Below are 20466 nucleotides of genomic sequence, written 5' to 3'. Positions count from 1 at the left end.
GTAAATATGCGACAAAATCAACGCCCTAGTCTCAAACCTCTTTCCATAAGCATCTGAGGTTCGATATTCTCAACTTTAGGTATCGCTTCTAACTGAGGAATGCCAGCGATCGCATCAGCAATATTACCTGATTGGGCCCGCAACCAAGCGGCGTGAGGTGCATAGCCAAGGCTTTGCGCTATTTCGTAACCCGCTCGATTTATTACCTCGCGCTGGGACTCCACATCAACGCCTTCAGCAAAGCGGATGAAAACCAGTCCAGTTGGTACTGCTAGGGAACCATTGGATTGTAGTGTGTAAATTGGACTTAGTGTCCTCTGTTCTGATTGATTGGGTTCGCCTGGAAAAACTGCGATCGCACCGTCGTTAAGTTGTAAAATTGCTCCTGATGCCACGCTGCTGCGTTGATTGTAATGTATTGCATAGTATCCAGGCTTACGAGTGTAGAATATAGCAGTGCGTAGGCGTAGCCCGCCGTTGGCATCGCTGCTAACGCGAATTTGTTCAGGATACTCAGAAAAGTAGTCTTTTTGAAATCTCACTTCAGCAATCAGGGGTAAAGAGTACACCTGTAGAAAATACTCAGCCGGAAAATAAAACATCTTTCTCAAGTTCTAATGATGTTATAGCGTTTTTCAGTGGTATGGAATACAAATCTTTCATCGGGATGGAAGCTATACGCCCCTATTAATAATGAAGATTTTTAAAGTAACCTGACTTTAAATTCCTCTTTTGTAGAAAGACGAATCGAAGGCTTGTATAAATTTAGTACAGCATTTGATTAATTCGTAGCAAATTAAATTTGGCAATACCCTACAATCCCAATGCATTCTTATGCATTGTTAATACGTCAGCTTATATTGTGAATGCGTTGGCTTGCATTGTGAATGCGTCGGCTTGCATTGTGAATGCGTCGGCTGACATTGTGAATGTGTCGGCTTGCATTAAAAAGACTACGCTTTTACGCAAAACTGTACTTATAGAGATTACATTCTGTTTAAGCTGTATCTTTTTAATGCCGTAATACACAGATAACACATGAAATAAGAAGCTTCTATAAACTAAACGTAAGCGCAAAGCGCCCGCTACGGGAACACAACACATGATGCGGTTTTTCCCATCCCAATGTCCCAGACCCAATTTTCAAGACATTTAATATCCCAGGAGATTAAACTATGGTTCAGGTTCGCTATGGTGGACAGAACGGACAACAGTATGAACTTGCTATCAGTAACGAACATGTTGTAGTGCGTACCGAAAGCCGCAGTACTCTTGTCGGTGCAAGACCCTTTGAAGTCGCATCTATGTCACCCACAGCTCGTAGCATTCTCAATCAATTCGAGTTAGTAACGCGATTTCGGCAAGCGGGTGTAGAAATTCTGCGAACGAAAGTTTCGACTCAGGGTGTCGCTTTGCGCGATCACGCCCGTGAAATTCTCAACAAAGAGTCTGAAGTCGAATTTGCCGGACGTGTTCTTGTCGATCCAGTATCCAAACAACCTGTAGTCTACACCGAAAACCTCTTCGTTAAATTCGATAACGAAGAAGAGTCAAGGGTCTGTCAAAGGGTCTTAGGACGTTATGGCTTAACAATTAAACGCCAACTTGAATATGCACGAAATGCTTACTTTGTCAGTGCGCCGGCAAATACTGGTATAGCCGTCTTTGACATCGCCGAGAGACTTCTGAATGAGGAATCAGTAGAACTGTGCCATCCTGAACTAGCGCGTGAATCACGCCAACGTCAGGTTTTCCCGCAGCAGTGGCACTTAAAGCAAATAACAATTAATGGTAGGGTAATTAAGGCCCATGCCAATGTTGAGGCAGCTTGGAAGTTAAGCGATGGTACAGGGACGATTATTGCAATAATCGACGACGGTGTGGATCTCGATCATGAAGAGTTCCGTTCCTCTGGAAAGATTGTTACCCCGCGTGATGTCACACGTAAAACTAACAATCCCAGACCAGGAAACGACAATAACCACGGGACAGCCTGTGCTGGAGTAGCTTGTGCAAACGGCAACTTTGGTGCATCTGGTGTCGCACCTGGGGCAAAGCTGATGCCGATTCGTTTAGCTTCGGCGTTGGGGTCACAAGACGAAGCAGATGCTTTTATTTGGGCGGCTCAAAATGGTGCTGATGTCATTTCTTGTAGCTGGGGGCCAGCAGACGGTGTTTGGTATGAGCCAAACGATCCTGCACACAACCAGAAAATACCTCTGCCTGACTCCACACGACTTGCCATAGATTTTGCAATCAATAAAGGGCGCAACGGCAAGGGCTGTGTAATTTTATTCGCGGCTGGTAATGGTAACGAAAGTGTGGATAATGATGGCTACGCCAGCTACCAAAAGGTAATTGCTGTAGCAGCTTGTAACGACTTCGGCACGAGAAGCGCTTACAGTGACTTTGGTCAGGCGGTCTGGTGTGCCTTCCCCAGCAACAATGGCGATAGTTCTCAAACCTCTGGCATTTGGACAACCGATCGCTCTGGCGTAGTTGGCTATAATTCGGTTAATCGGAATCTGGGTGACGCCGCAGGCAACTACACGAACGAATTCGGCGGAACTTCCAGTTCTTGTCCAGGTGCAGCTGGTGTGGCAGCCTTGATTATTGCCAGAAACCCAAATCTGCGGTGGGACGAAGTGCGAGACATTATTAAACGCTCCAGCGATCGCATTGATCCATCTGGAGGTAAATATGATGCTAATGGTCGCAGCCCCTTCTACGGTTACGGTCGAATGAATGCCCTCAAAGCTGTAGAATTGGCCAAACCAGATCAAACATCGCCGATTAGCATTTTCAAAGCAGTGCAAGATATCCCAATTAATGACTTGCAGATATCAACATTGTCCTTGGCGATCGCTAATACCAGTCTGATGAAATCCATCAAAGTTAATGTAGACATCGAGCATACTTATATTGGGGATCTTGTAGTTACTCTCCTTCCCCCAGTGCAAATAGGCGTACTTCCAATAATTCTGCACGATCGCCAGGGCGGAGCTACAGATAATATCAAAACAACCTATGACGAGGTAAACACCCTTAAACTTGCTGCCTTTAAAGGTAAAAGTCCTCAAGGAACCTGGACTCTTCAAGTTGCAGATAAAGCTAACGCAGATACAGGAAAAATTCGCAGCTTGACCATTGAAATTGGATTTTAAGCTGCCCAGCAAATTACCCATAAAAGAACCTCACCCCCAACCCCTCCCCGCAAGCGGGGAACTCGGGGCCCCCTCTGGGGATTAGGGGCAGGGAGACAAAGCATAGCTTTGGTGGGGTGGGGTTCCTACTGTATTGCCTTAACTTTGAATCACACCCATAAAGAACCTTACCTCCAACCCCTCCCCGCAAGCGGGGAACTCGGGGCCCCCTCTGGGGATTAGGGGCAGGGAGACAAAGCGTAGCTTTGGCGGGGTGGGGTTCTTACTGTATTGCCTTAACTTTGAGTCACAGCCTCTTTCGCCAAGAACTTCTCTAATTCTGTCAGCGCATCAGCATCAACCTTGGTTTGCATTGGGCAGAACTTAGGCCCACACATTGAACAAAACTCAGCAGTTTTATAGATATCTGCTGGTAAAGTTTCATCGTGATATTCCTTAGCTCTTTCTGGATCGAGTGATAATTCAAACTGACGGTTCCAATCGAAGTTGTAACGCGCCTTGGAAAGTTCATCGTCTCTATCCCTTGCACCAGGGCGATGTCTGGCAATATCAGCCGCATGAGCTGCTATTTTATAGGCAATCAACCCATTCCTGACATCTTCAGCATTTGGTAGACCCAAATGTTCTTTAGGTGTAACATAGCACAGCATTGCAGTACCGTACCATCCAGCCATCGCTGCTCCAATGGCTGAAGTGATGTGGTCATAACCGGGAGCAATGTCTGTTACCAATGGCCCCAAAACATAAAAAGGTGCTTCCGAACACTCTTCCATCTGCTTACGCACGTTAAACTCAATTTGATCCATTGGGACGTGTCCAGGCCCTTCCACCATCACCTGTACATCATCTTCCCAGGCTTTGCGAGTTAGCTGTCCAAGGGTTTTCAACTCAGCTAATTGTGCTTCATCTGAGGCATCATGGGTGCAGCCAGGACGTAAAGAATCTCCTAAACTAAAGGAGACATCATACCTTTTGAAAATCTCAATAATGTCTTGGAAGTGAGTATAAAGTGGGTTTTGTTTGTGGTGATGTAGCATCCACCGCGCCAAAATACCGCCACCGCGAGAGACAATACCAGTGATGCGGTTTCTCACCAAAGGCAAATGCTCAATCAAAATCCCTGCGTGGATAGTTTGATAGTCTACTCCTTGCTGGGCGTGCTTTTCGATGATATGGAGAAAATCATCAGCAGTCAGGTTTTCAATTGTGCCGTGGACGCTTTCTAAAGCTTGGTATACTGGCACCGTACCAATGGGAACAGGTGAAGCTTTAATAATAGCGGTGCGAATTTCATCCAAATTACCGCCGCCTGTGGACAAATCCATCACGGTATCAGCACCGTACTTCACGGACAGATTCAGCTTATCAACTTCTTCTTGAAGATTAGAAGAGTTGGGGGAAGCGCCGATATTAGCATTTACCTTACATTTAGAGGCGATGCCAATAGCCATCGGCTCTAGGTTAGTGTGATTAATATTCGCCGGGATAATCATTCGTCCCCGCGCTACTTCGTCACGAATGAGATCAGCGGGAAGGTTTTCCCGTTGGGCGACGTAGTGCATTTCTTCGGTGATAACACCTTGGCGGGCGTAGTGCATTTGAGATACATTACCCTGCCCACGCCGTTTAGCAACCCATTCTGTCCGCATATTGTAATTCCTCGATAAACAGCTTCCCTCCGCTGGTATTACCCAGACTCAGGTGTTAAGGGTGTGATCTCAGCCTGGTTATATAGGCACCCCTAGCATGGATGTAGTGTACCACCTTGGTTATGTCTGGGAGCAAGGGTGTTAAAAATTTATGCTGTTTTTCGGAGTCTAGCGATGTCTACGACGGGCTGCGCCTACGCTGTTTCTGTTGAATTCTAATATCGCCTTGTGGATTTCTTCTGGAGTCATGGATGCGGGATAAGTCGCAGAGGGAGGTTTTGCCGTCAAACGATCCGCAAATGCGTAAAAAGCCTCTTGATCGTCTCGATGTTCATAGACATAGGCGCGTAATTCTGCTTCACTCATAGCATCAAAGTTTGGTTTTGTCATAGATATTCCCAGTTGCCATCACGACTAATCAGAATTTCTATATTTTTATAGTAATTTAATGGAGCCAAAGCCATAGTCTGTTAATTTTGCATAGTTTACAGCCGGAGGCATCACTGAGGTTTATGGCTATTGGCGTGCAAAAATCTTAGGATTTCTCAAGCTGTAACTCGAATATTAGTAGAAATAGATTGTTCGCAATACTTTCTAATTAGGGCTTGGGCATTTTCTCGGCGGTTTCCTGTAAATAAATTACATACTACTTCTTCAGATTGAGAGTAAAGATGTAATAATCCAAAGTCTTTCACCCGTGAATAAAGTAAGGGAACTTCTGCAAGAGAGAGTAAAGTTGCCTTTTTGCGATCGCGCTCTCTTGCTTCAGGATAATCATGATATGAAGATTGAAAATCCACTACTAAACAAGGTTTATAGTCAGAATTAGTGATCGGAGCATCTACACTGGAGCTAAAGAAAAACTTTCTTAGTTCGATATCAAGGTTGTTATCTAGTTCACAAAATTGGCATAAGCTAACCTGTGTATGAATTTTATAATTTTCATCTACACAGGTTTGCAAAAACTCTAGCATCCTTTCTTCATAAGGATTAACAAGTATTTTTATTTTTACAGACATTACTGTTTCTCCATTAATATTTTTGCAAAGCAACCAAAAAATTCTTCTAAAACTTCTCTTGAACTAATACACACTTGCCATGTGTAAGGGAAAAGTTTATCTTCCTCTATAACTAAATAACTATTTATGCTTCCCAATTCTTCAATTTTAAATTCTTTAGGTGACATTGATATAATGTCACCCCAGCTTGTGCCCTCATGATCGACGTAACTATAATAAGAATTCAATGAAAATCTCCCTCTAATTTCACCATTTAAAATTTTCGGATAGTGAGATTGCATTGCTTTTAAAAATATATCTTCTTTACTAGGTAAAACCCAAAATGTACCTAAAATATTCGTCGTGTAATGTTCAAAATGATCTCCACAATCTATTAAATCACCTTCAGTCTCACAAGTAAGTTCCAAAATATCTGGCTGTAATACATTTTTAGGAATAGAAATACATAGCCCCTCCTTTCGCTGGGCTAAAACAAGCTGATAACGTTTAGCGCCTTTTCCAGGATTTTTAAGTCGATATCCTATGTACTGAGATGTACGGTTCTCCTCAAACTTGTCATAAAAACCAAGTTTCTCCAGCATACTGATAGCTAAAGACATTAAATCTTCCCCGCCTTCAATCACCTGGATATTTGTTGAAATCAAACGGGGAACGCCGTTTTCTACCTCAAAACGCTGGATAACATCATATATAATTTTTGACATGAATTAATTCCCAAAAACCTTGGCTAAGGTTCATGGGAACAGTCTAACGCTTATTCTTAAATAATCCAATAGTCTTAGCTAAGATTTTTAGATTTTCTGGAAAGTGCTAATTTTCCCCATAGCTTGATGACTATACTAAAGGCGATCGCACCCCTCACGCCCTTCAAGCAAAAGCTTTTAACTACCAGTTACTATGGAGCGATCGCCTTGACTTTGCACGTTGGCTCATCTACTGTTGAGTTGTGCGAATTGTACCTGAGTAAAATAAACCTCTAAGAGGTTTTACTACACAAAACCGTCCCTCTCCGAATCGGAGAGGGACAGACTTGAACGAAAATTCAAGGCAGGGAGAGATTTGTCAAACTCACGTTACTGTTAGCTAAGTACAGATTTTTCAGCAACTAGGCACGGCTACTTTCGTGTGTTTGTTAACGTAGTCCACAAATAATTGCTTTAGCCGGGGACTAACACCAGCGTGTTCAAAGAATCCAAAACCCAGATTCTTAGCTTTTGCTAAGGTTTCCTCTGGTGTTAATCCTTCCTGGATAGCGATACTTAAGAGCGCAATTCCAGTCGATCGCATCCCGGCTGCACAATGCACAACTGCTGGTTTAGGGATTTGTTCTAGGATCGTCAGGATTTTGGTAATCGCTTCTTCATTCAAATTTTTTAAATCCACCTTGAGTGGAACATTCGTATAATGCAGCCCCAATGCTTCCGCTACTTTTTGCTCATCCTTGGAAAATCCTAGCTCATCAGGCGATCGCAGATTTAGAACTGACTTAAAACCTTCTTGAATAGCTTGCTCAAGCTGTTTTGGTATAACTTGTCCTGTTGTTGTCAAGTTTTCGTTAATCTGTATGGCGTTGATCACATTCACTCCTTTTCACTTTTTAATGGCTTCCAGCTTGGTAAATAGTCGAATCAGCAAGCTTTAAGAAGATATTCAAATAAGCACCGCAAAATTAGCCAAATATCAAAAGATATTACTTGATTACTTCAAAAAACAGATTTTGAAGTTGGTTATTTTATTGCTTTATCTATAATATACGGTTTGTCGATAGATTTAGTGTTGATTAGAGCTTATTATAGTTTTTGCTGATAAAATTACCGTATCTTATATTTCAGGAGTTGTCATCGATCGAATTACAGGCGGCGGTGTGTCCCCAAACTTCCCTTGCGGCTGTACTTGCTCGCGTTACAGATGCGAGTCACAATCTTTAGGAAATCAGACGGGAGATTGTCCAGCGAGTTGTGACTCAATTCTCAACTGCTAATATCAATGAAGAGTGCTGAGTGCTGAGTTAAAAGACCACCCACAAGGGGCCTTGCTCGTACCAAGTACATAAGTGCTGAGTAGTTTTTTACTTGACTCAACTCAGGACTCAGCACTAAGTGTTGTAAAGTAGTTGAGAATTTGGCTAATTGATCTGTTGCGATGTCTACGACGGGCGATGACGCTCTCTACGAGACCAAGGCGTAGCTTGCTTCCCCGTAGGGGTACGCTATCGGCGTCGCAACTAAAATTTCTTATAACCAAAGTTGATATCTTTGGATCAGAAAGTCAAACAGGCATATAATCTGAATGCCAGCCTTGAATCTATGAGTGCTAACGAAATATCTCTTAGACTTGCCCAGGAAACAGATGCGTGGGTACTGAGTGCAATTCATATTGCTGCTATTAAAGCTCTGCCTGCAACTTTATACACCCAAAAAGAACTTTTAGCTTGGCGTAATTACCGCGACAAACCTGATGGTTCAAATATCTTGAAGAGTATGAAAGTGGAAACTTTCTGGGTTGCGATCGAGGGAGATGTTGTTATCGGTTTTGCTAGTTTTATTGTTGATGAACTCATCGGACTATATGTTCATCCTAAATATCAAGGTAAAGGGATTGGACGTGCTTTAGTTCAACATTTTTGCGACGAAGCAATTGATCAACGTATAGATAAGGTAATTACAACTGCTAGCCTTTATGCTGAAGGGTTTTATTTACGACTGGGATTTACTGCCATTCAAAGAGCAGCTCATTATTTAAGAAGTGGGGTAGTTGTCCCAGTTACTAAAATGAGTAAAACATTAGCTATCGTACCAAAAGAAATTTGAGCCGATACAAGATTTTCAATAACTTTAAAAATGCTGCTATCAAAATTATTTTTCCTCAAGTTGCGACAACTTTTTACATATAACCTATGATGTAAGTAAGTACTTGCCAGCATAAATGAATAAAACCATCCGTTCATCAACTCTCACCCGTACACGTTTGATAGAAGCCGCCTCGCAGGTATTTGCTAGTTTAGGTGTTCAAGGAGCAACTACCCGTGAAATAGCTCGTGTTGCTGGTGTGAATGAGGTGACTTTATTTCGCCACTTTGCTAGCAAAGAACAACTTCTGGGAGCAGTAATTAAAAATGCCTCGGCACTCCAGACAGAAGCGCTTGCACACCCCGAAGCGTGGACGCAGGATCTAAAAATTGATTTAAGACATTATGCCCATCTTTACAATACTATGCTAGAGGCACAGGAAGACTTAATTCGTACCTTCATTGGAGAAGCCAAACGTCATCCAGAGGCAGCCAAACAAGTCATTCAAGAAGCTGCCAAGCCGTTAGGGGAAAAACTGATAGCTTACCTGCAATCGAGTCAGAAACGAGGCACCGTTATAGCAGACCTTGATCCATTTCCAGCAGTCGATATGTTTACAGGAATGCTGTTAGCTGGAATGCTATGCCGCAGTGCAAAATTCAATCAAGGTAACTATAGCTGTGAGGATTATATCGAAACCTGTGTAGATATTTTTGTGCGCGGTATCAGTGCCACTCCCCTCTCAGTCGTCAATACGGCTGTAAGCTATAAGCCAAATCAGATAATTTATGGCAACAGCAGTGATTAGGAGTAGTTGAAATTAGCGTAGATGCGTAGCAGTGATGGGATAGAAATGATCTATGAAAGCTAAAAAGATAAGTTATTTCTGGGCGACTCGCTACCAAAGCTTTAAGAAGCAACAGCTTTAGCGATCGCTGCTCAAACTCGTTTTTTCTATAAATACTCAGTGATTCTTTTCAGGGATAATTCTTTTCTATAATTTCAAATCTAGATTTTTCTAGTATCAGTTTAATTATTCAATTAGAGGTTCACAACAGTTATTCTGAAGTAGTAATTTGAGTAGAGCCGCCACTAACTAAAAGGGCTTGTTGTTTTGCCAGCACTTGTTTACGTAACAAGAGTAATTGTCTATCTTTAATGCCTTCTGCGATTAATCCATCGACAGTTTTCATGAGATAATCAGCGCAGGAACCCAATTTTCCCGATGCGGTGGCAATACTATTAACAGTGGTTGGTAATGGTATCTGATGAGCGTACCTGGGATGTTGGCGATTGGCAACAAAGGCGATCGCCCGGAATTCCTGTGTACCATCAAATACCTTTACCCAACGAGCAACGTAGACACCAGCCAACATCTCTCGTCGCCAAATAAGCAATAATTCGGATGGTACATCGGCAGCAGCTATTCGATAAACAATACCACGACAGCTACCGCCCCGATCAAGTCCTAAGAGTAATCCGGGATTCTCTGGAGTCCCCCGACCAAGGATCATCCATGTACAGAAGCACCGATGCCAACCATAAATGATCCCAGCACGGCGCTCGACATATGTGATTAGGGGATTCCAAATTAGCGAACCGTAGGCAAATATCCAGATATCAGAATTTGGTGGTTGCTGTTGTAGTGTATTATCGAGCGATCGCTGTAACTCATCTTCGCTCAGGGTAGTTAGCTTTATTCCAGAGTGGGATGCTTCTAATAGTCTCGTCTGTTCATTTCCGGCTTCGAGGTCGCTACGACTGAGTGACATAATGTAGATTATTTCCTTTTCTGTAAATCTTCAGTAATTTCACTATTTCCTACTAAAGCTGTCGGTAAAAAAACGGAGTTAGGACTTATCTCTGCAAGCTGGAGAACTGGTTTGTTTACTTGGCCCTAATGGTGCGGGTAAATATACATTACTGCGATCGCTTGCTAAAATGCAACCACCCATAGCAGGTGAAGTGCGACTCTTAAGCGAAAACATATATCATTTAAAACCGCAATAATTCCGGCGAACTTGGTAAATGAAGCGATAAACCTGCCAACAAGTGCAAGAAAAGCCAAGGTGAGTTGAATAGAAGTGATAATATAGGTGAGTAAGTCTGCAATCAAGATCACGTTCATTTCTCCAACCATGAATAGGGGCAGTAGCGAAACGAATCGGAAATCTGTACTACCATAGTAAGTGAGTGTTACAAATAATTTCACTGTTTTGGTAATCACATTGAAGCACGTTAAAGTGAGCAATTGGAGTTAGGATGGATTTATATGCGCTTGCCAATCGCAATTAGTGCTATTTTAGTGGCGTCTTTGGGTTTGAGTGCACCTGTAATATCTCAACCTCCTATACAGGTAGCCCAAAAACCAGCGTCTACTAGTTTCGCCTTGGAACAATTTAAGATTAATTACCGATTATGGAGACGGCAAAGAATCTCTAATTATCGCTATGAATTCACTAGAAGTTGCAATTGTTTACCCAAAGCCACAGAACCAGTGATTATTGAAGTACGTAACGGTGTCACAACTTCTATCACTTCTAAAGAGACTGGTCAACCAGTAGATGGACAATTGTTTCAAAAATACAATACTATTCCTAAACTCTTTAATATCATTAGAAATGCGCTCATTCGGAAAGCGGCAAATTTGACTGGACAATATTATCCGAGAATCGGCTACCCAACTCAAATTAACATTGATTATGATAGTCGAATAGCTGATGATGAAATCTTCTTCACAATTAAGAATCTGCAAGAAATCAAGTAAATATAGCTAATGAGAGCATTCATAATAGTAGAGAGTTATTGACTTATAGCAAAAGGCTACTTAAGTCATTTTTTATCTAAAACTTGAAGCAGGAAAATCAAAAATATCTAAGTCAACGAACGGCTTTCAAGGTATCGTAAAGTAGCTTGTAGCGCTTAAACCCTGCTTCATACAAAGGATTTGCCTGCGGCTCTACCACATTACTATCCGGCGCGTAGATATTGAGTGCAGCTTCTAAATTGGGGTAGGCACCAATCCCCACCATTGCCAAAATAGCAGCTCCGTAAGCAGCTCCTTCTTCGGCTTTGGGAGCAATGAGTTTTGTTTGCAAAACATCCGCCAAAATTTGTAACCAGATGTGGGAGCGTGCGCCTCCACCCGTTGCTAAAAGTTGATCAACGGGAGCGATCGCACTGATGACTTCTAAGGCTGATCGCAAGCTAAATGCAACCCCCTCCAGAACAGCACGAGTTATATCTGCCTGCGTATGAGCTAATGACAAATTCACTAAAGCACCACGAGTATCTGGATCGAGATGGGGACTGCGTTCTCCTGAGAGGTGGGGCAGAAATAGAACACCACGGGCACTAGGCTGCGATCGCTCTGCCATATCCATGAGATCGGTGTAGGATATATGCGGTGCAAATGTATCTCGATACCAACGCAGAGAACCACCTGCCGCCAGCGTCACTCCCAGCAGATGATAGCCACCATCCACATGACAGAACAAATGCACCCGACCTTCTGGATCGGGAATTGGGCGATCGCACGGTGCAAAGATAACTCCTGATGTGCCAATACTCAAACTACCCCGCTTTAGGTTGCTTGATGAGATACCCAAACCGATGGCTGCTGCGGCATTGTCACCTCCGCCTGCGACTACAGGTAATCCCACAGGTAATCCCACACGGGCAGCTATTTCTGATTTTAACCGTCCAGCGATCGCGGTAGATTCGATTACCGGGGGGAACAACGTTGGCTTAATATCGAGTGCATGGAGAATATCTGTATCCCATTGCCGATTCGCCAGATTCAGACAGCCGACACCAGACGCATCAGATGGTTCTGTTACTGGTTCGCCAGTTAGCACATATCCCAGATAATCTTTTGGTAAAAGAATCTGCCACAGTCGAGCATAGGCTTGTGGTTCTTCAGTCCGCAACCATAGGAGCTTCGGGAGTTGAAACCCTGTAATTGCCGGATTTCCACTGCGCTGGATCAACTCATGACGGGGAATCGTGGCTTCAATCTCAACAACAGCTTTACTTGTGCGCTGGTCATTCCACAAAATTGCCGGTCTAATTGCTTTGCCTTGGGCGTCGAGAGGAACCATGCCATGCATTTGTCCAGACAAACCGAGGGCAATTGCTTGGTGTCCGTTTAGCTGTTGAGTAACATCAAACAGAGCATCCAAACTTGCTTCGACCCAATCCGACGAATTCTGTTCCGTCCAGCCGGGTTGTGGAGTTAACAGGGGATAACTTCTCATTGCCTGAGCGATAATTTGCCCTTGTAAGTCAACTGCGATCGCCCGTACTCCTCCTGTACCCAAGTCTAAGCCAACTACGATGTCAGTCAATTGCCCCTCCTAAATTATCAATGCGTAAGTCTTATTCCTGTTGCGTTGGTCGGATCAAAATTTCATTCACATTGACGTGAGGCGGTTGAGTAACAGCATAGGCGATCGCCCGTGCAATATCTTCCGGTTGCAGCGGAGTGATGGCTTTGAACCGGGCTTCGAGCGCCTGTTTCGCAGCGGGATCGGTGATGTTGTCGATAAATTCGGTGGCAACCAGACCGGGTTCAATAATGGTGACGCGAATATTGTGTTTGTGAACTTCCTGCCGCAGAGCTTCTGAAATTGCATTCACGCCCCATTTGGTGGCGTTGTACACACCCATGCCCGCCCGTGCAGTCCGTCCGGCAACGGATGAAAGATTGACCACATGCCCAACGCCCTGTGTTTTGAAAATAGGCAAAACCGCATGAGTCGCATACAGCAATCCCAAAACGTTGAGGTCGAACTGTCGCCGCCACTCTGCTGGATTACCATCCTCAATCGTTCCCAATGCTGCAATGCCCGCATTATTCACAAGAATATCGATTCGTCCCAAAGTTGTGTTCACCTTTTGCACCAGATCATTAACTTGGGTTTCATCGCTGACATCCGTGACAATCGGTAAAGCCTTTCCACCAACCGCTTCAATTTTTTGTGCAACTTCGTTCAATAGCTCGATTCGACGAGCTGCGATCGCCACGTGTGCGCCTTCTTCTGCAAGAGCGATCGCCGTCGCCGCCCCTATTCCCGAAGATGCACCTGTAATAATTGCCACCTTTGCGTCTAATTTGCCTGCCATCATTTGCTCCTGATAATTTTCTGATACTTGATGATTGAACTCACTCTCTAGTAACTGTAGCCCATCACTACCAGCTTCAGCCGAGCACCACTGACTGCGCTTTCTTTCTGATGGTTCCATACCTGCGTACAGAGGACAAGAGATAGACTTTTCATACATTTGTGCTTTTGTCAATGCGAATTTCCAAGACGGAAATGAAACTTCCACCTTGGAAATTCGCAGCTTTCATCAGGTTAATTTTTCTCTAAGAATCGAGCTAATGTTTCTTTAGCTCCAAACTCATACAATTTGCGTAAATGGTTCGCAACTGCATCGGCAAAAGGCGACTGCGATAAATCGCCAAAAATCTCAGTCAGGTTGAGCAATGGTTTGGCATTGGAACCACTAGAATGAGCTAGTTGAGTTAAAGTACGTGCTATTGGGTCATCAATGGGAATGGCATTACCTTGGTCATCAAGTCCATTCAGGTAACGCAACCAAGCAGCAACCGTTAAGCTCATGTAATCAATCGCCACATTTTTGCGTAGTGCGTCACGGACTGAGCCTAAAACAAATTTTGGCATTTTGGCGGAGCTATTCAGGCAAAGACGCGGCAGTTGATCGCGAATCTTGGGATTAGCAAAGCGTTCAATTAAGGTTTTTTTGTAATTATCTAAATCAATTCCCGGTACAGGTTGGAGTGTGGGCGTAACTTCTGCCATTAAATTATCGACAGCTTGCCTAATCAATGGATCTGCCATAACCTCATAAACGTAAGTGTAGCCTGCCAAAGTGCCGAGATAGCCAATCAACAAATGACTGGCGTTGAGCAGCCGGATTTTCATCATCTCGTAGGGATGAACATCGCTAGTCATCTGCACGCCAACTGATTCCCAATCTGGTCTACCTGCGCTGAAATTGTCTTCGACTACCCACTGAAGGAACGGTTCGGCAACAACTGGAAAGGCATCATCAATGTTAAACTGTTCCGCCACCATTTTGATATCTGCTGGGGTTGTGGCGGGCGTAATGCGATCGACCATACAGTTGGGAAAGGCAACCTGTTCAGCCACCCAACGTCCCAATTCCGGGTTCTGCATTTGGGCAAATGCAGTTAACATTTTGCGGGCAATGTTGCCGTTACCTTGCAAGTTGTCGCACGATAACACGGTAAACGGTGCTATTCCCTGTTGACGGCGGCGATTAAGGGCTGCTGTCAAAAAGCCATATACTCCAATTGGCTGATCGGGATGCTGCAAATCGTACTGAATCGTCGGGTGATTGGCATCGAATTCACCGCTGCCTTCAATATAGTAGTAGCCTCCTTCGGTAATGGTGAGGGTGACGATGCGGCATTTGGGATCTGCTAAGGTGTCAATCACAGCTTGGCGGTTATCTGGGGCAAACAGATATTCGGTAATTGCCCCAATCACACGAGCGCGATCGCCTGATGGTGATTTTTCAATTAAGGTATATAAACAATCTTGCGACTTCAGTGCATCCCGCATCCTTTTGTCAAATTCTAGTAGCCCAACTCCGCAAATTCCCCATTCACTGCCGGAATTTTGATGAAAGTAATTATCCAGGTATAATGCTTGATGTGTCCGATGGAACCCACCCACACCGATATGGACAATACCGTTAGTAATTTGATGGCGATGGTAATTGGGTACGCGAACGTTATTTCTTAAACCAGACAGAGATGCTTCATTCAGCTTGATTGCTGAGTCTGTGCTGATATTGCTGTTCATGGGATTCATTCAGGGTTAGGTGGTGACGATTAACTTTGGGAATGGCTTCACCGTTTTGATCGAACAAATGGCAAAACTCACCGTTAATGTAAATAGGAACATAATCGTGCATTCTGGCGGGATTATCTCCATCTGTTTGCACAACTATGGTTTCGGCACCTGCAATCTTGATGTAGAGATAGGTTTCTGTGCCCAATCGTTCTACGACTAATACTTCACCATTCACGCTTGGGTTATTGCGATCGAGCTAATTTCCTCAAGTCCAGCAATCATGCGGAGTAAGGTTGATTTTCCGCAACCGGAGGGGCCGACGAAGACAACAAACTCGCGATCGCTAACATCGAGATTTATGCCTTTGATAATCTCTGTGTCGGCATATGTTTTATGGATATCTCTTAAAGCAACTGTTGACATAAAATGTTTCCATTAATGGGTTTAAGTTTTTTTCTCACGCACAGACGCAGAGAGCGTTAACCTATTTGACGGCACCAAAGGTTAGACCTCGGACTAATTGCCGTTGACTCAGCCAACCAAAGATGAGAATAGGTGCGATCGCCAGTGTTGATGCTGCCGAAAGTTTTGCCCAAAATAATCCTTGAGGGCTGGAAAATGAAGCAATAAAGGCTGTGAGTGGTGCGGCATCGGCTGTTGTCAAGTTCAAGCTCCAAAATGCTTCGTTCCATGACAAAATAATCGAAAGCAATGGAGTGGATGCAATTCCGGGTACTGCCAATGGCAATAAAACATGCACAAGTTCTTGCTGTGTGGTTGCTCCATCCATGCGATCGGCTTCGAGAATTTCTTTAGGAACTTCCTTGAAGAAGCTGTAAATCATCCAGACGACGATTGGCAAATTAATCAGGGTATAATGGAACTTTCCCCATAGAATGGCACGGCATAGAGTTTGCCATTGTTGGAAAGCCCTTCTCGTATGGGTTTAAGCAGATACATTTACGTCGTAGTTTGCGCCTAGTTGATCCAAGGGTGTCAACCAATCCCGCCTAGCCCAGATTGGTGTTTCATAAGAACCGATCGTCATGACATCAAACTGCCCACCAAGGCTTGCAACATCTGTAGTTGTGCGTTGGCGCAACACATTTTCTTCCAGCACAACCCAGCGAAGTTGAATATCAGGATTAGCTGACTCAAATTTGCGAGAAAGCCCTTGCATAACCACCATATCGCCATTATTAACAGTGGCGATCGTCAGTCTAGTTTTCTCTGCGGCAAGCAATCGCGGTGAACAAGCATATAGAAGTTGCACCAGCATCACTCCAGCGAGAAATGCAACCAGCACTTTAGCGAAGCGGGGGATACGCATCGCATGACTCCTTTAAAGTAAAAAAACCGAACAAAATAAATTTTTGATTTTATGCTCTATTTTTGGGCAAAAGCTCAATAATAGAAATCATACCAATCTCATTTCCATCACAGGCATTTGCAACAATTCTTCAATTAATCCCAAGATTCACACAGCCCGAATATAGAAGGCGATTCAATCCGGTTCGGATAACGATCCTCCCGCCTGTGGCGACCCCCTTAAAAAGGGGGTAAAGAAGGAAAATAGCCCCCCTTTTTAAGGGGGGTTGGGGGGATCTTCGCTCGATAAACAAGCTAACCGAACCGTATTGGAAGGCGATTCCCAATCTAAAATCCAAAATCCAAAATGGTATAAGAGGTTGAAAATTATGACGGCAAAAGCAACCTATCAGTTTGCAGGTAAGACCATCCTGATTACGGGTGGTGCGGGAGATATTGGCAAGGCAACTGCACACCGTTTTGCTGCTAATGGGGCAGGAATAGCCCTGCTAGATTTGAATGAACCGAAGATGGCAGATGTGGCTCAGGAACTAAAAGGTTACAACGTTCCAGTCAGTACATTTTGCTGTGATGTTACAGCTAGTGATGATGTTGCCAAAGCTTTTACTGGCGCTGTAAAGCAGCTTGGGCGGATCGACTATGTATTTAATAATGCGGGTTATCAAGGAGTGTTTGCTAAAACAGACGAGTATCCTGAGGATGACTTTCAAAAGGTGATCAACATTAACGTTGTCGGCGTTTTCCACGTTCTCAAGGCGGCTGCACAGCAATTACGCGATGCCGGTGGAGGTGCGATCGTCAACATGGCGAGTTATGCAGGGGTGGTTGGGCCGCCAAATATGTTGGCATACGCCGCTTCCAAGTTTGCGGTGATTGGAATTACTCAGACGGCAGCGAAAGATTTGGCTCCTTACGGCATTCGGGTGAATGCGCTCTCCCCGGCATTGATCGGCCCTGGTTTTATGTGGACGCGGCAAACAGAATTGCAAGCAGCAGTAGGGTCGCAATACTTTGATGCCAATCCCAAGGTGGTTGAGCAACAGATGATCAATTCAGTGCCAATGCGGCGTTTGGGAAGTTTGGAAGAGGTGGCGAATGGGGTAGCGTTTCTGATGAGCGAAGAGGCAAGCTACATTACTGGGTTTAACTTGGAGGTTACTGGGGGAGGATAGAAATTTAAAGACATTTGAGCAAAAAGTATTTCTTTAGGCATATATTCAAAAAGGCAATCATTGCTTTGGTAGGTATTTGGTCAAGAGAGAATCTGGGTCAGAGCTTGGTTTGATTAATATGTATGATGTTATCAATCACACAAGAGGGTGTGGTGATAGGATTAATTAAATTTTGAGCCAATTCAACACAACGAATGGTAAGCACAACCCCAGGACAGAAGATTCCTATTGATAAACTCCAAGCGACTCTAGCTTCCCTAGAAAAGCTAGAACAGAAGGATAAAGAAGAACTATCACTCCCAGAGAGCGTTTACTTTCTGCGAGATCAGCTTAAATCGGCTCTGAAGAAAGGTTATAGCTATCTAGACCTTTCTGAGATCCTAAAAATTCAAGAAATAAAAGTTTCGGCAGCGACATTCAAGCAATACTTAACTGAGATTGAGAAAGAAAAACGTTCTCGCAAAATCCGGGTTAAAGCAAAACCAGTTTTATCTGCTGAGAATTCGACTCAGATTTCAACAGAATCATCAGTTACGCTACAATCCGCCTCAGAAACTGAAGACTCTCTTGTTCTTGAGACTTTTTTAGAAAAGCCAACTCCAGAGATTCAAGTTCAGCAAGAATCAAAGGATAAGATAAAGGCATCTCAAAAAACTACCAAAACTACCAGGTGGCAACTGCCAAAAAGTTCTAAGCTTGGGAAAGATGTATCAGACGAGTTTAATAACTATTAGAGGTGGCTGTAATGCCGACGATTCATTTGGTGGATGGTGAAAAAGGCGGGGTAGGAAAGTCTCTCTTTACTAGGACAATGATTCAGTATTGTCTGGATAAGAAAATCCCGTTTGTACCAGTGGAGACAGATAGGTCGAATCCAGATGTAGCAGGGGTGTATAAGGAGATATGTAAGTATGCTGTGTTTAGTGAGAATGAACGACAGGCAGATAAGGCAGATAGAATATTTGAGTGGGCGATAGAGAAGCCAGTAATTGTGAATTTAGCCGCACAATCGCATAGAGCAGTACAAGGGTGGATTGACTCTAATCAATTACTTGAACTAGGGAGTTCGCAGGGAGTGATGTTTTGCAAATGGTTTGTATCAACAGGAGGATACGACAGCATCAACCTGTTTGCTCAGTCAGTAAATACCTACGGTGAGAAAATCCCTCATATTCTGGTGAGGAATTTAGGACTGTGTGATGATTGGGAGCATATAGAGTCAGACTCAAACTTTCAGAAAATAATAAATAAATATAAGATAAAAGTTATAGATTTTCCGAAGTTAGCATATAAAGAAAGAAACATAATTGACCAAAATCGCCTGACGTTTGCAGAGGCGAGAGAGTCTAAAGAATTGGGGATAATTGGGAGACAGAGAGTAATGAATTTTCTAAAGCTTGCTTATGGTGCTTTTGAGAGAGTAGGTATCTGGTATGAAAAAGTTGAATAGCTTTGCCCTAGAGGGCTTAATCATTCTGGCTGCGGCGGCTTTACACTAGGCGCTGTTGGGGAGAAATGCAACATTCGCCTTTGGTGCATCTAGAGAAGGCAATTATTTTTTATCAGGAGGAATTGTTTAATCTGCTGTCAAACAGATCGGTAAGCGTTCTTCAATAGCGTTAAGCTAGAAGAAGTCCATTTTAATATTAGTGATGCCTAATATTCAAGAACACGTAAACACTCTCGTTACGAAATTTGTTCCGGGTTATAGATTTCTTCGTTTACAAGAACTTACAATTGATAAAAATAATTCCCTCCAAACAGAAATTAATAGTAAATCAATTAAAGTTCTCAGTTGGAATATTGCTAAACAAAACTATAATAAAACTTGGGTAAAAGATTTTTCAAAAATAATTGAAACTTATCAACCAAACCTCATCTTTCTACAAGAATTTTCCCTAATGTTAGAAGCAGATAAATGGGGGAAATGGCTGAGGATGAATTGGAATTTTGCTCCTAATTTTATAGATATTCATCATCAAACCTATTCGGGGATTTTCACAGCAGCTACAATCAGTCCAATCACCAAGAAAGTTATAACTACTAAGCATTATGAGCCGATTGTTAGAACTCCTAAAATTTCTTTAATTACTGAGTATCTGCTATCTGAGCAAAGCACAACTCTCCTGACAATCAATAGTCATCTGATCAATTTTGTAGATTTAAATAAATTTAAAATACAACTAAATGAATTAGAGATAGCGTTATCTACACATCGGGGGCCACTAATATTTTCAGGAGATTTCAATACTTGGAGTCGAAAAAGAGCAGTTATCCTCAATGAAGTAACAACTCAATTAGGATTAACGCCTGTGATTTTCGCACCTCATGAGAAGGAGAAAATTAAACGCTTCCTGTTATCACCCCCTTTAGATCATATCTTTTATCGAGATATCAGTGTGAAGAAAGCCAGTGCTAAAGTGCTAGACCAAATTTGTTCATCCGATCACAAGCCATTGCTGGCAGAATTTACTTATATCAATACTCAAAAAAATTAAG

General features: G+C 43.2%; 23 protein-coding genes, 2 pseudogenes and 1 riboswitch. Of the genes and pseudogenes, 10 read left to right on the top strand and 15 right to left on the bottom strand.

The genetic code is table 11. The annotated features are described in order from the left end of the window. Positions 1-17 precede the first annotated feature (17 nt). Positions 18-602, bottom strand: a complete 585-nt coding sequence (locus V7K30_RS22795) for a hypothetical protein (protein ID WP_335003129.1) — start codon at positions 600-602, stop codon at positions 18-20. Positions 603-1175: 573 nt separating this feature from the next. Here V7K30_RS22795 and V7K30_RS22790 point away from each other — a divergent pair. After that, positions 1176-3164, top strand: a complete 1989-nt coding sequence (locus V7K30_RS22790; RefSeq protein WP_335003127.1) for a S8 family serine peptidase — start codon at positions 1176-1178, stop codon at positions 3162-3164. A gap of 275 nt (positions 3165-3439) precedes the next feature. On the opposite strand, the gene thiC is transcribed toward V7K30_RS22790, so the two are convergent. The 4 genes from thiC to V7K30_RS22770 all read right to left on the bottom strand — a co-directional run bounded on the left by thiC (position 3440) and on the right by V7K30_RS22770 (position 6536). After that, positions 3440-4813: a phosphomethylpyrimidine synthase gene (gene thiC, locus V7K30_RS22785; RefSeq protein WP_335003125.1), complete on the bottom strand. Its 1374-nt coding sequence runs from the start codon at positions 4811-4813 to the stop codon at positions 3440-3442. Between the two features lie 7 nt (positions 4814-4820). Further along, positions 4821-4917: riboswitch (TPP riboswitch) on the bottom strand. A gap of 64 nt (positions 4918-4981) precedes the next feature. Beyond that, positions 4982-5203: a DUF6887 family protein gene (locus tag V7K30_RS22780; RefSeq protein ID WP_335003124.1), complete on the bottom strand. Its 222-nt coding sequence runs from the start codon at positions 5201-5203 to the stop codon at positions 4982-4984. 155 nt (positions 5204-5358) lie between these two features. After that, complete coding sequence (locus V7K30_RS22775; RefSeq protein WP_335003122.1) at positions 5359-5832, bottom strand: DUF2726 domain-containing protein; 474 nt, start codon at positions 5830-5832, stop codon at positions 5359-5361. Continuing rightward, a complete protein-coding gene (locus V7K30_RS22770) occupies positions 5832-6536 on the bottom strand; it encodes a hypothetical protein (protein ID WP_335003120.1) in 705 nt (234 codons plus the stop codon). Before V7K30_RS22770 ends, V7K30_RS22775 begins: the two co-directional genes overlap by 1 nt. Before the next feature lie 126 nt (positions 6537-6662). Between V7K30_RS22770 and V7K30_RS22765 the strand changes: the two genes are divergently transcribed. Beyond that, positions 6663-6812 (top strand): hypothetical protein, encoded by a 150-nt coding sequence (locus V7K30_RS22765; protein ID WP_335003119.1) that lies wholly within the window; start codon positions 6663-6665, stop codon positions 6810-6812. A 118-nt stretch (positions 6813-6930) separates the two neighbouring features. Here V7K30_RS22765 and V7K30_RS22760 read toward each other — a convergent pair whose 3' ends face one another. Continuing rightward, positions 6931-7410, bottom strand: coding sequence for a protein tyrosine phosphatase family protein (locus V7K30_RS22760; RefSeq protein ID WP_335003283.1), 480 nt, complete (start codon positions 7408-7410; stop codon positions 6931-6933). A gap of 677 nt (positions 7411-8087) precedes the next feature. Between V7K30_RS22760 and V7K30_RS22755 the strand changes: the two genes are divergently transcribed. Together V7K30_RS22755 and V7K30_RS22750 are read left to right on the top strand one after the other, a co-directional pair. Beyond that, positions 8088-8642: a GNAT family N-acetyltransferase gene (locus tag V7K30_RS22755; RefSeq protein ID WP_335003118.1), complete on the top strand. Its 555-nt coding sequence runs from the start codon at positions 8088-8090 to the stop codon at positions 8640-8642. A 115-nt stretch (positions 8643-8757) separates the two neighbouring features. Continuing rightward, the gene (locus tag V7K30_RS22750; protein WP_335003117.1) at positions 8758-9429 is read left to right on the top strand and encodes a TetR/AcrR family transcriptional regulator; all 672 of its coding nucleotides are present in this window, start codon (positions 8758-8760) and stop codon (positions 9427-9429) included. Positions 9430-9679: 250 nt separating this feature from the next. Here V7K30_RS22750 and V7K30_RS22745 read toward each other — a convergent pair whose 3' ends face one another. Then, positions 9680-10393, bottom strand: coding sequence for a gamma-glutamylcyclotransferase (locus V7K30_RS22745; RefSeq protein ID WP_335003115.1), 714 nt, complete (start codon positions 10391-10393; stop codon positions 9680-9682). An 88-nt stretch (positions 10394-10481) separates the two neighbouring features. On the opposite strand from V7K30_RS22745, the pseudogene V7K30_RS22740 reads away from it, so the two are divergent. Further along, positions 10482-10628 (top strand): annotated as a pseudogene (locus V7K30_RS22740) (ATP-binding cassette domain-containing protein); the annotation flags it as partial. On the opposite strand, the pseudogene V7K30_RS22735 reads toward V7K30_RS22740, so the two are convergent. Further along, positions 10621-10734 (bottom strand): annotated as a pseudogene (locus tag V7K30_RS22735) (cobalamin biosynthesis protein CbiM); the annotation flags it as partial. The pseudogenes V7K30_RS22740 and V7K30_RS22735 overlap by 8 nt on opposite strands. Before the next feature lie 159 nt (positions 10735-10893). On the opposite strand from V7K30_RS22735, the gene V7K30_RS22730 reads away from it, so the two are divergent. Beyond that, positions 10894-11388 (top strand): DUF6174 domain-containing protein, encoded by a 495-nt coding sequence (locus V7K30_RS22730; RefSeq protein WP_335003113.1) that lies wholly within the window; start codon positions 10894-10896, stop codon positions 11386-11388. A 112-nt stretch (positions 11389-11500) separates the two neighbouring features. Here V7K30_RS22730 and xylB read toward each other — a convergent pair whose 3' ends face one another. The 7 genes from xylB to V7K30_RS22695 all read right to left on the bottom strand — a co-directional run bounded on the left by xylB (position 11501) and on the right by V7K30_RS22695 (position 16796). After that, positions 11501-12967 carry a xylulokinase gene (gene xylB, locus V7K30_RS22725; protein ID WP_335003111.1) on the bottom strand — a complete coding sequence of 489 codons (1467 nt, stop codon included), beginning with the start codon at positions 12965-12967 and terminating at the stop codon, positions 11501-11503. A 31-nt stretch (positions 12968-12998) separates the two neighbouring features. Continuing rightward, complete coding sequence (locus V7K30_RS22720; protein ID WP_335003109.1) at positions 12999-13919, bottom strand: SDR family oxidoreductase; 921 nt, start codon at positions 13917-13919, stop codon at positions 12999-13001. Positions 13920-13978: 59 nt separating this feature from the next. After that, a complete protein-coding gene (locus V7K30_RS22715; RefSeq protein ID WP_335003107.1) occupies positions 13979-15475 on the bottom strand; it encodes a mannitol dehydrogenase family protein in 1497 nt (498 codons plus the stop codon). Then, complete coding sequence (locus V7K30_RS22710; RefSeq protein WP_335003105.1) at positions 15432-15701, bottom strand: hypothetical protein; 270 nt, start codon at positions 15699-15701, stop codon at positions 15432-15434. Before V7K30_RS22710 ends, V7K30_RS22715 begins: the two co-directional genes overlap by 44 nt. Beyond that, positions 15698-15889, bottom strand: coding sequence for an ATP-binding cassette domain-containing protein (locus V7K30_RS22705; protein ID WP_335003103.1), 192 nt, complete (start codon positions 15887-15889; stop codon positions 15698-15700). The genes V7K30_RS22710 and V7K30_RS22705 overlap by 4 nt, the downstream gene beginning before the upstream one ends. Positions 15890-15950: 61 nt before the next feature. Beyond that, entirely contained in the window at positions 15951-16364 is a 414-nt protein-coding gene (locus tag V7K30_RS22700) for a carbohydrate ABC transporter permease (protein ID WP_335003282.1), read from the bottom strand. 48 nt (positions 16365-16412) lie between these two features. Next, positions 16413-16796, bottom strand: a complete 384-nt coding sequence (locus V7K30_RS22695; RefSeq protein WP_335003101.1) for an extracellular solute-binding protein — start codon at positions 16794-16796, stop codon at positions 16413-16415. A 367-nt stretch (positions 16797-17163) separates the two neighbouring features. Here V7K30_RS22695 and V7K30_RS22690 point away from each other — a divergent pair, with 367 nt between their 5' ends. The 4 genes from V7K30_RS22690 (at position 17164) to V7K30_RS22675 (ending at position 20465) form a co-directional block, all read left to right on the top strand. Then, entirely contained in the window at positions 17164-17967 is an 804-nt protein-coding gene (locus V7K30_RS22690; protein WP_335003099.1) for an SDR family NAD(P)-dependent oxidoreductase, read from the top strand. Between the two features lie 194 nt (positions 17968-18161). Continuing rightward, positions 18162-18701, top strand: coding sequence for a hypothetical protein (locus V7K30_RS22685; RefSeq protein ID WP_335003097.1), 540 nt, complete (start codon positions 18162-18164; stop codon positions 18699-18701). Positions 18702-18712: 11 nt separating this feature from the next. Further along, entirely contained in the window at positions 18713-19417 is a 705-nt protein-coding gene (locus tag V7K30_RS22680) for a mobilization protein (RefSeq protein ID WP_335003095.1), read from the top strand. 202 nt (positions 19418-19619) lie between these two features. Further along, complete coding sequence (locus V7K30_RS22675; protein ID WP_335003094.1) at positions 19620-20465, top strand: endonuclease/exonuclease/phosphatase family protein; 846 nt, start codon at positions 19620-19622, stop codon at positions 20463-20465. Position 20466 lies beyond the last annotated feature (1 nt).

The organism is Nostoc sp. (assembly GCF_036917655.1).
GTDB lineage: Bacteria > Cyanobacteriota > Cyanobacteriia > Cyanobacteriales > Nostocaceae > Nostoc.
This window is presented reverse-complemented; position numbering and strand designations above follow the sequence as displayed.

Coding starts and splice junctions, on each gene's coding strand:
- V7K30_RS22795 (WP_335003129.1), bottom strand. CDS start 602: ATGTTTTATTTTCCGGCTGAGTATTTTCTACAGGTGTACTCTTTACCC.
- V7K30_RS22790 (WP_335003127.1), top strand. CDS start 1,176: ATGGTTCAGGTTCGCTATGGTGGACAGAACGGACAACAGTATGAACTT.
- thiC (WP_335003125.1), bottom strand. CDS start 4,813: ATGCGGACAGAATGGGTTGCTAAACGGCGTGGGCAGGGTAATGTATCT.
- V7K30_RS22780 (WP_335003124.1), bottom strand. CDS start 5,203: ATGACAAAACCAAACTTTGATGCTATGAGTGAAGCAGAATTACGCGCC.
- V7K30_RS22775 (WP_335003122.1), bottom strand. CDS start 5,832: ATGTCTGTAAAAATAAAAATACTTGTTAATCCTTATGAAGAAAGGATG.
- V7K30_RS22770 (WP_335003120.1), bottom strand. CDS start 6,536: ATGTCAAAAATTATATATGATGTTATCCAGCGTTTTGAGGTAGAAAAC.
- V7K30_RS22765 (WP_335003119.1), top strand. CDS start 6,663: ATGACTATACTAAAGGCGATCGCACCCCTCACGCCCTTCAAGCAAAAG.
- V7K30_RS22750 (WP_335003117.1), top strand. CDS start 8,758: ATGAATAAAACCATCCGTTCATCAACTCTCACCCGTACACGTTTGATA.
- V7K30_RS22745 (WP_335003115.1), bottom strand. CDS start 10,393: ATGTCACTCAGTCGTAGCGACCTCGAAGCCGGAAATGAACAGACGAGA.
- V7K30_RS22730 (WP_335003113.1), top strand. CDS start 10,894: ATGCGCTTGCCAATCGCAATTAGTGCTATTTTAGTGGCGTCTTTGGGT.
- V7K30_RS22715 (WP_335003107.1), bottom strand. CDS start 15,475: ATGAACAGCAATATCAGCACAGACTCAGCAATCAAGCTGAATGAAGCA.
- V7K30_RS22705 (WP_335003103.1), bottom strand. CDS start 15,889: ATGTCAACAGTTGCTTTAAGAGATATCCATAAAACATATGCCGACACA.
- V7K30_RS22695 (WP_335003101.1), bottom strand. CDS start 16,796: ATGCGTATCCCCCGCTTCGCTAAAGTGCTGGTTGCATTTCTCGCTGGA.
- V7K30_RS22690 (WP_335003099.1), top strand. CDS start 17,164: ATGACGGCAAAAGCAACCTATCAGTTTGCAGGTAAGACCATCCTGATT.
- V7K30_RS22685 (WP_335003097.1), top strand. CDS start 18,162: ATGGTAAGCACAACCCCAGGACAGAAGATTCCTATTGATAAACTCCAA.
- V7K30_RS22680 (WP_335003095.1), top strand. CDS start 18,713: ATGCCGACGATTCATTTGGTGGATGGTGAAAAAGGCGGGGTAGGAAAG.
- V7K30_RS22675 (WP_335003094.1), top strand. CDS start 19,620: ATGCCTAATATTCAAGAACACGTAAACACTCTCGTTACGAAATTTGTT.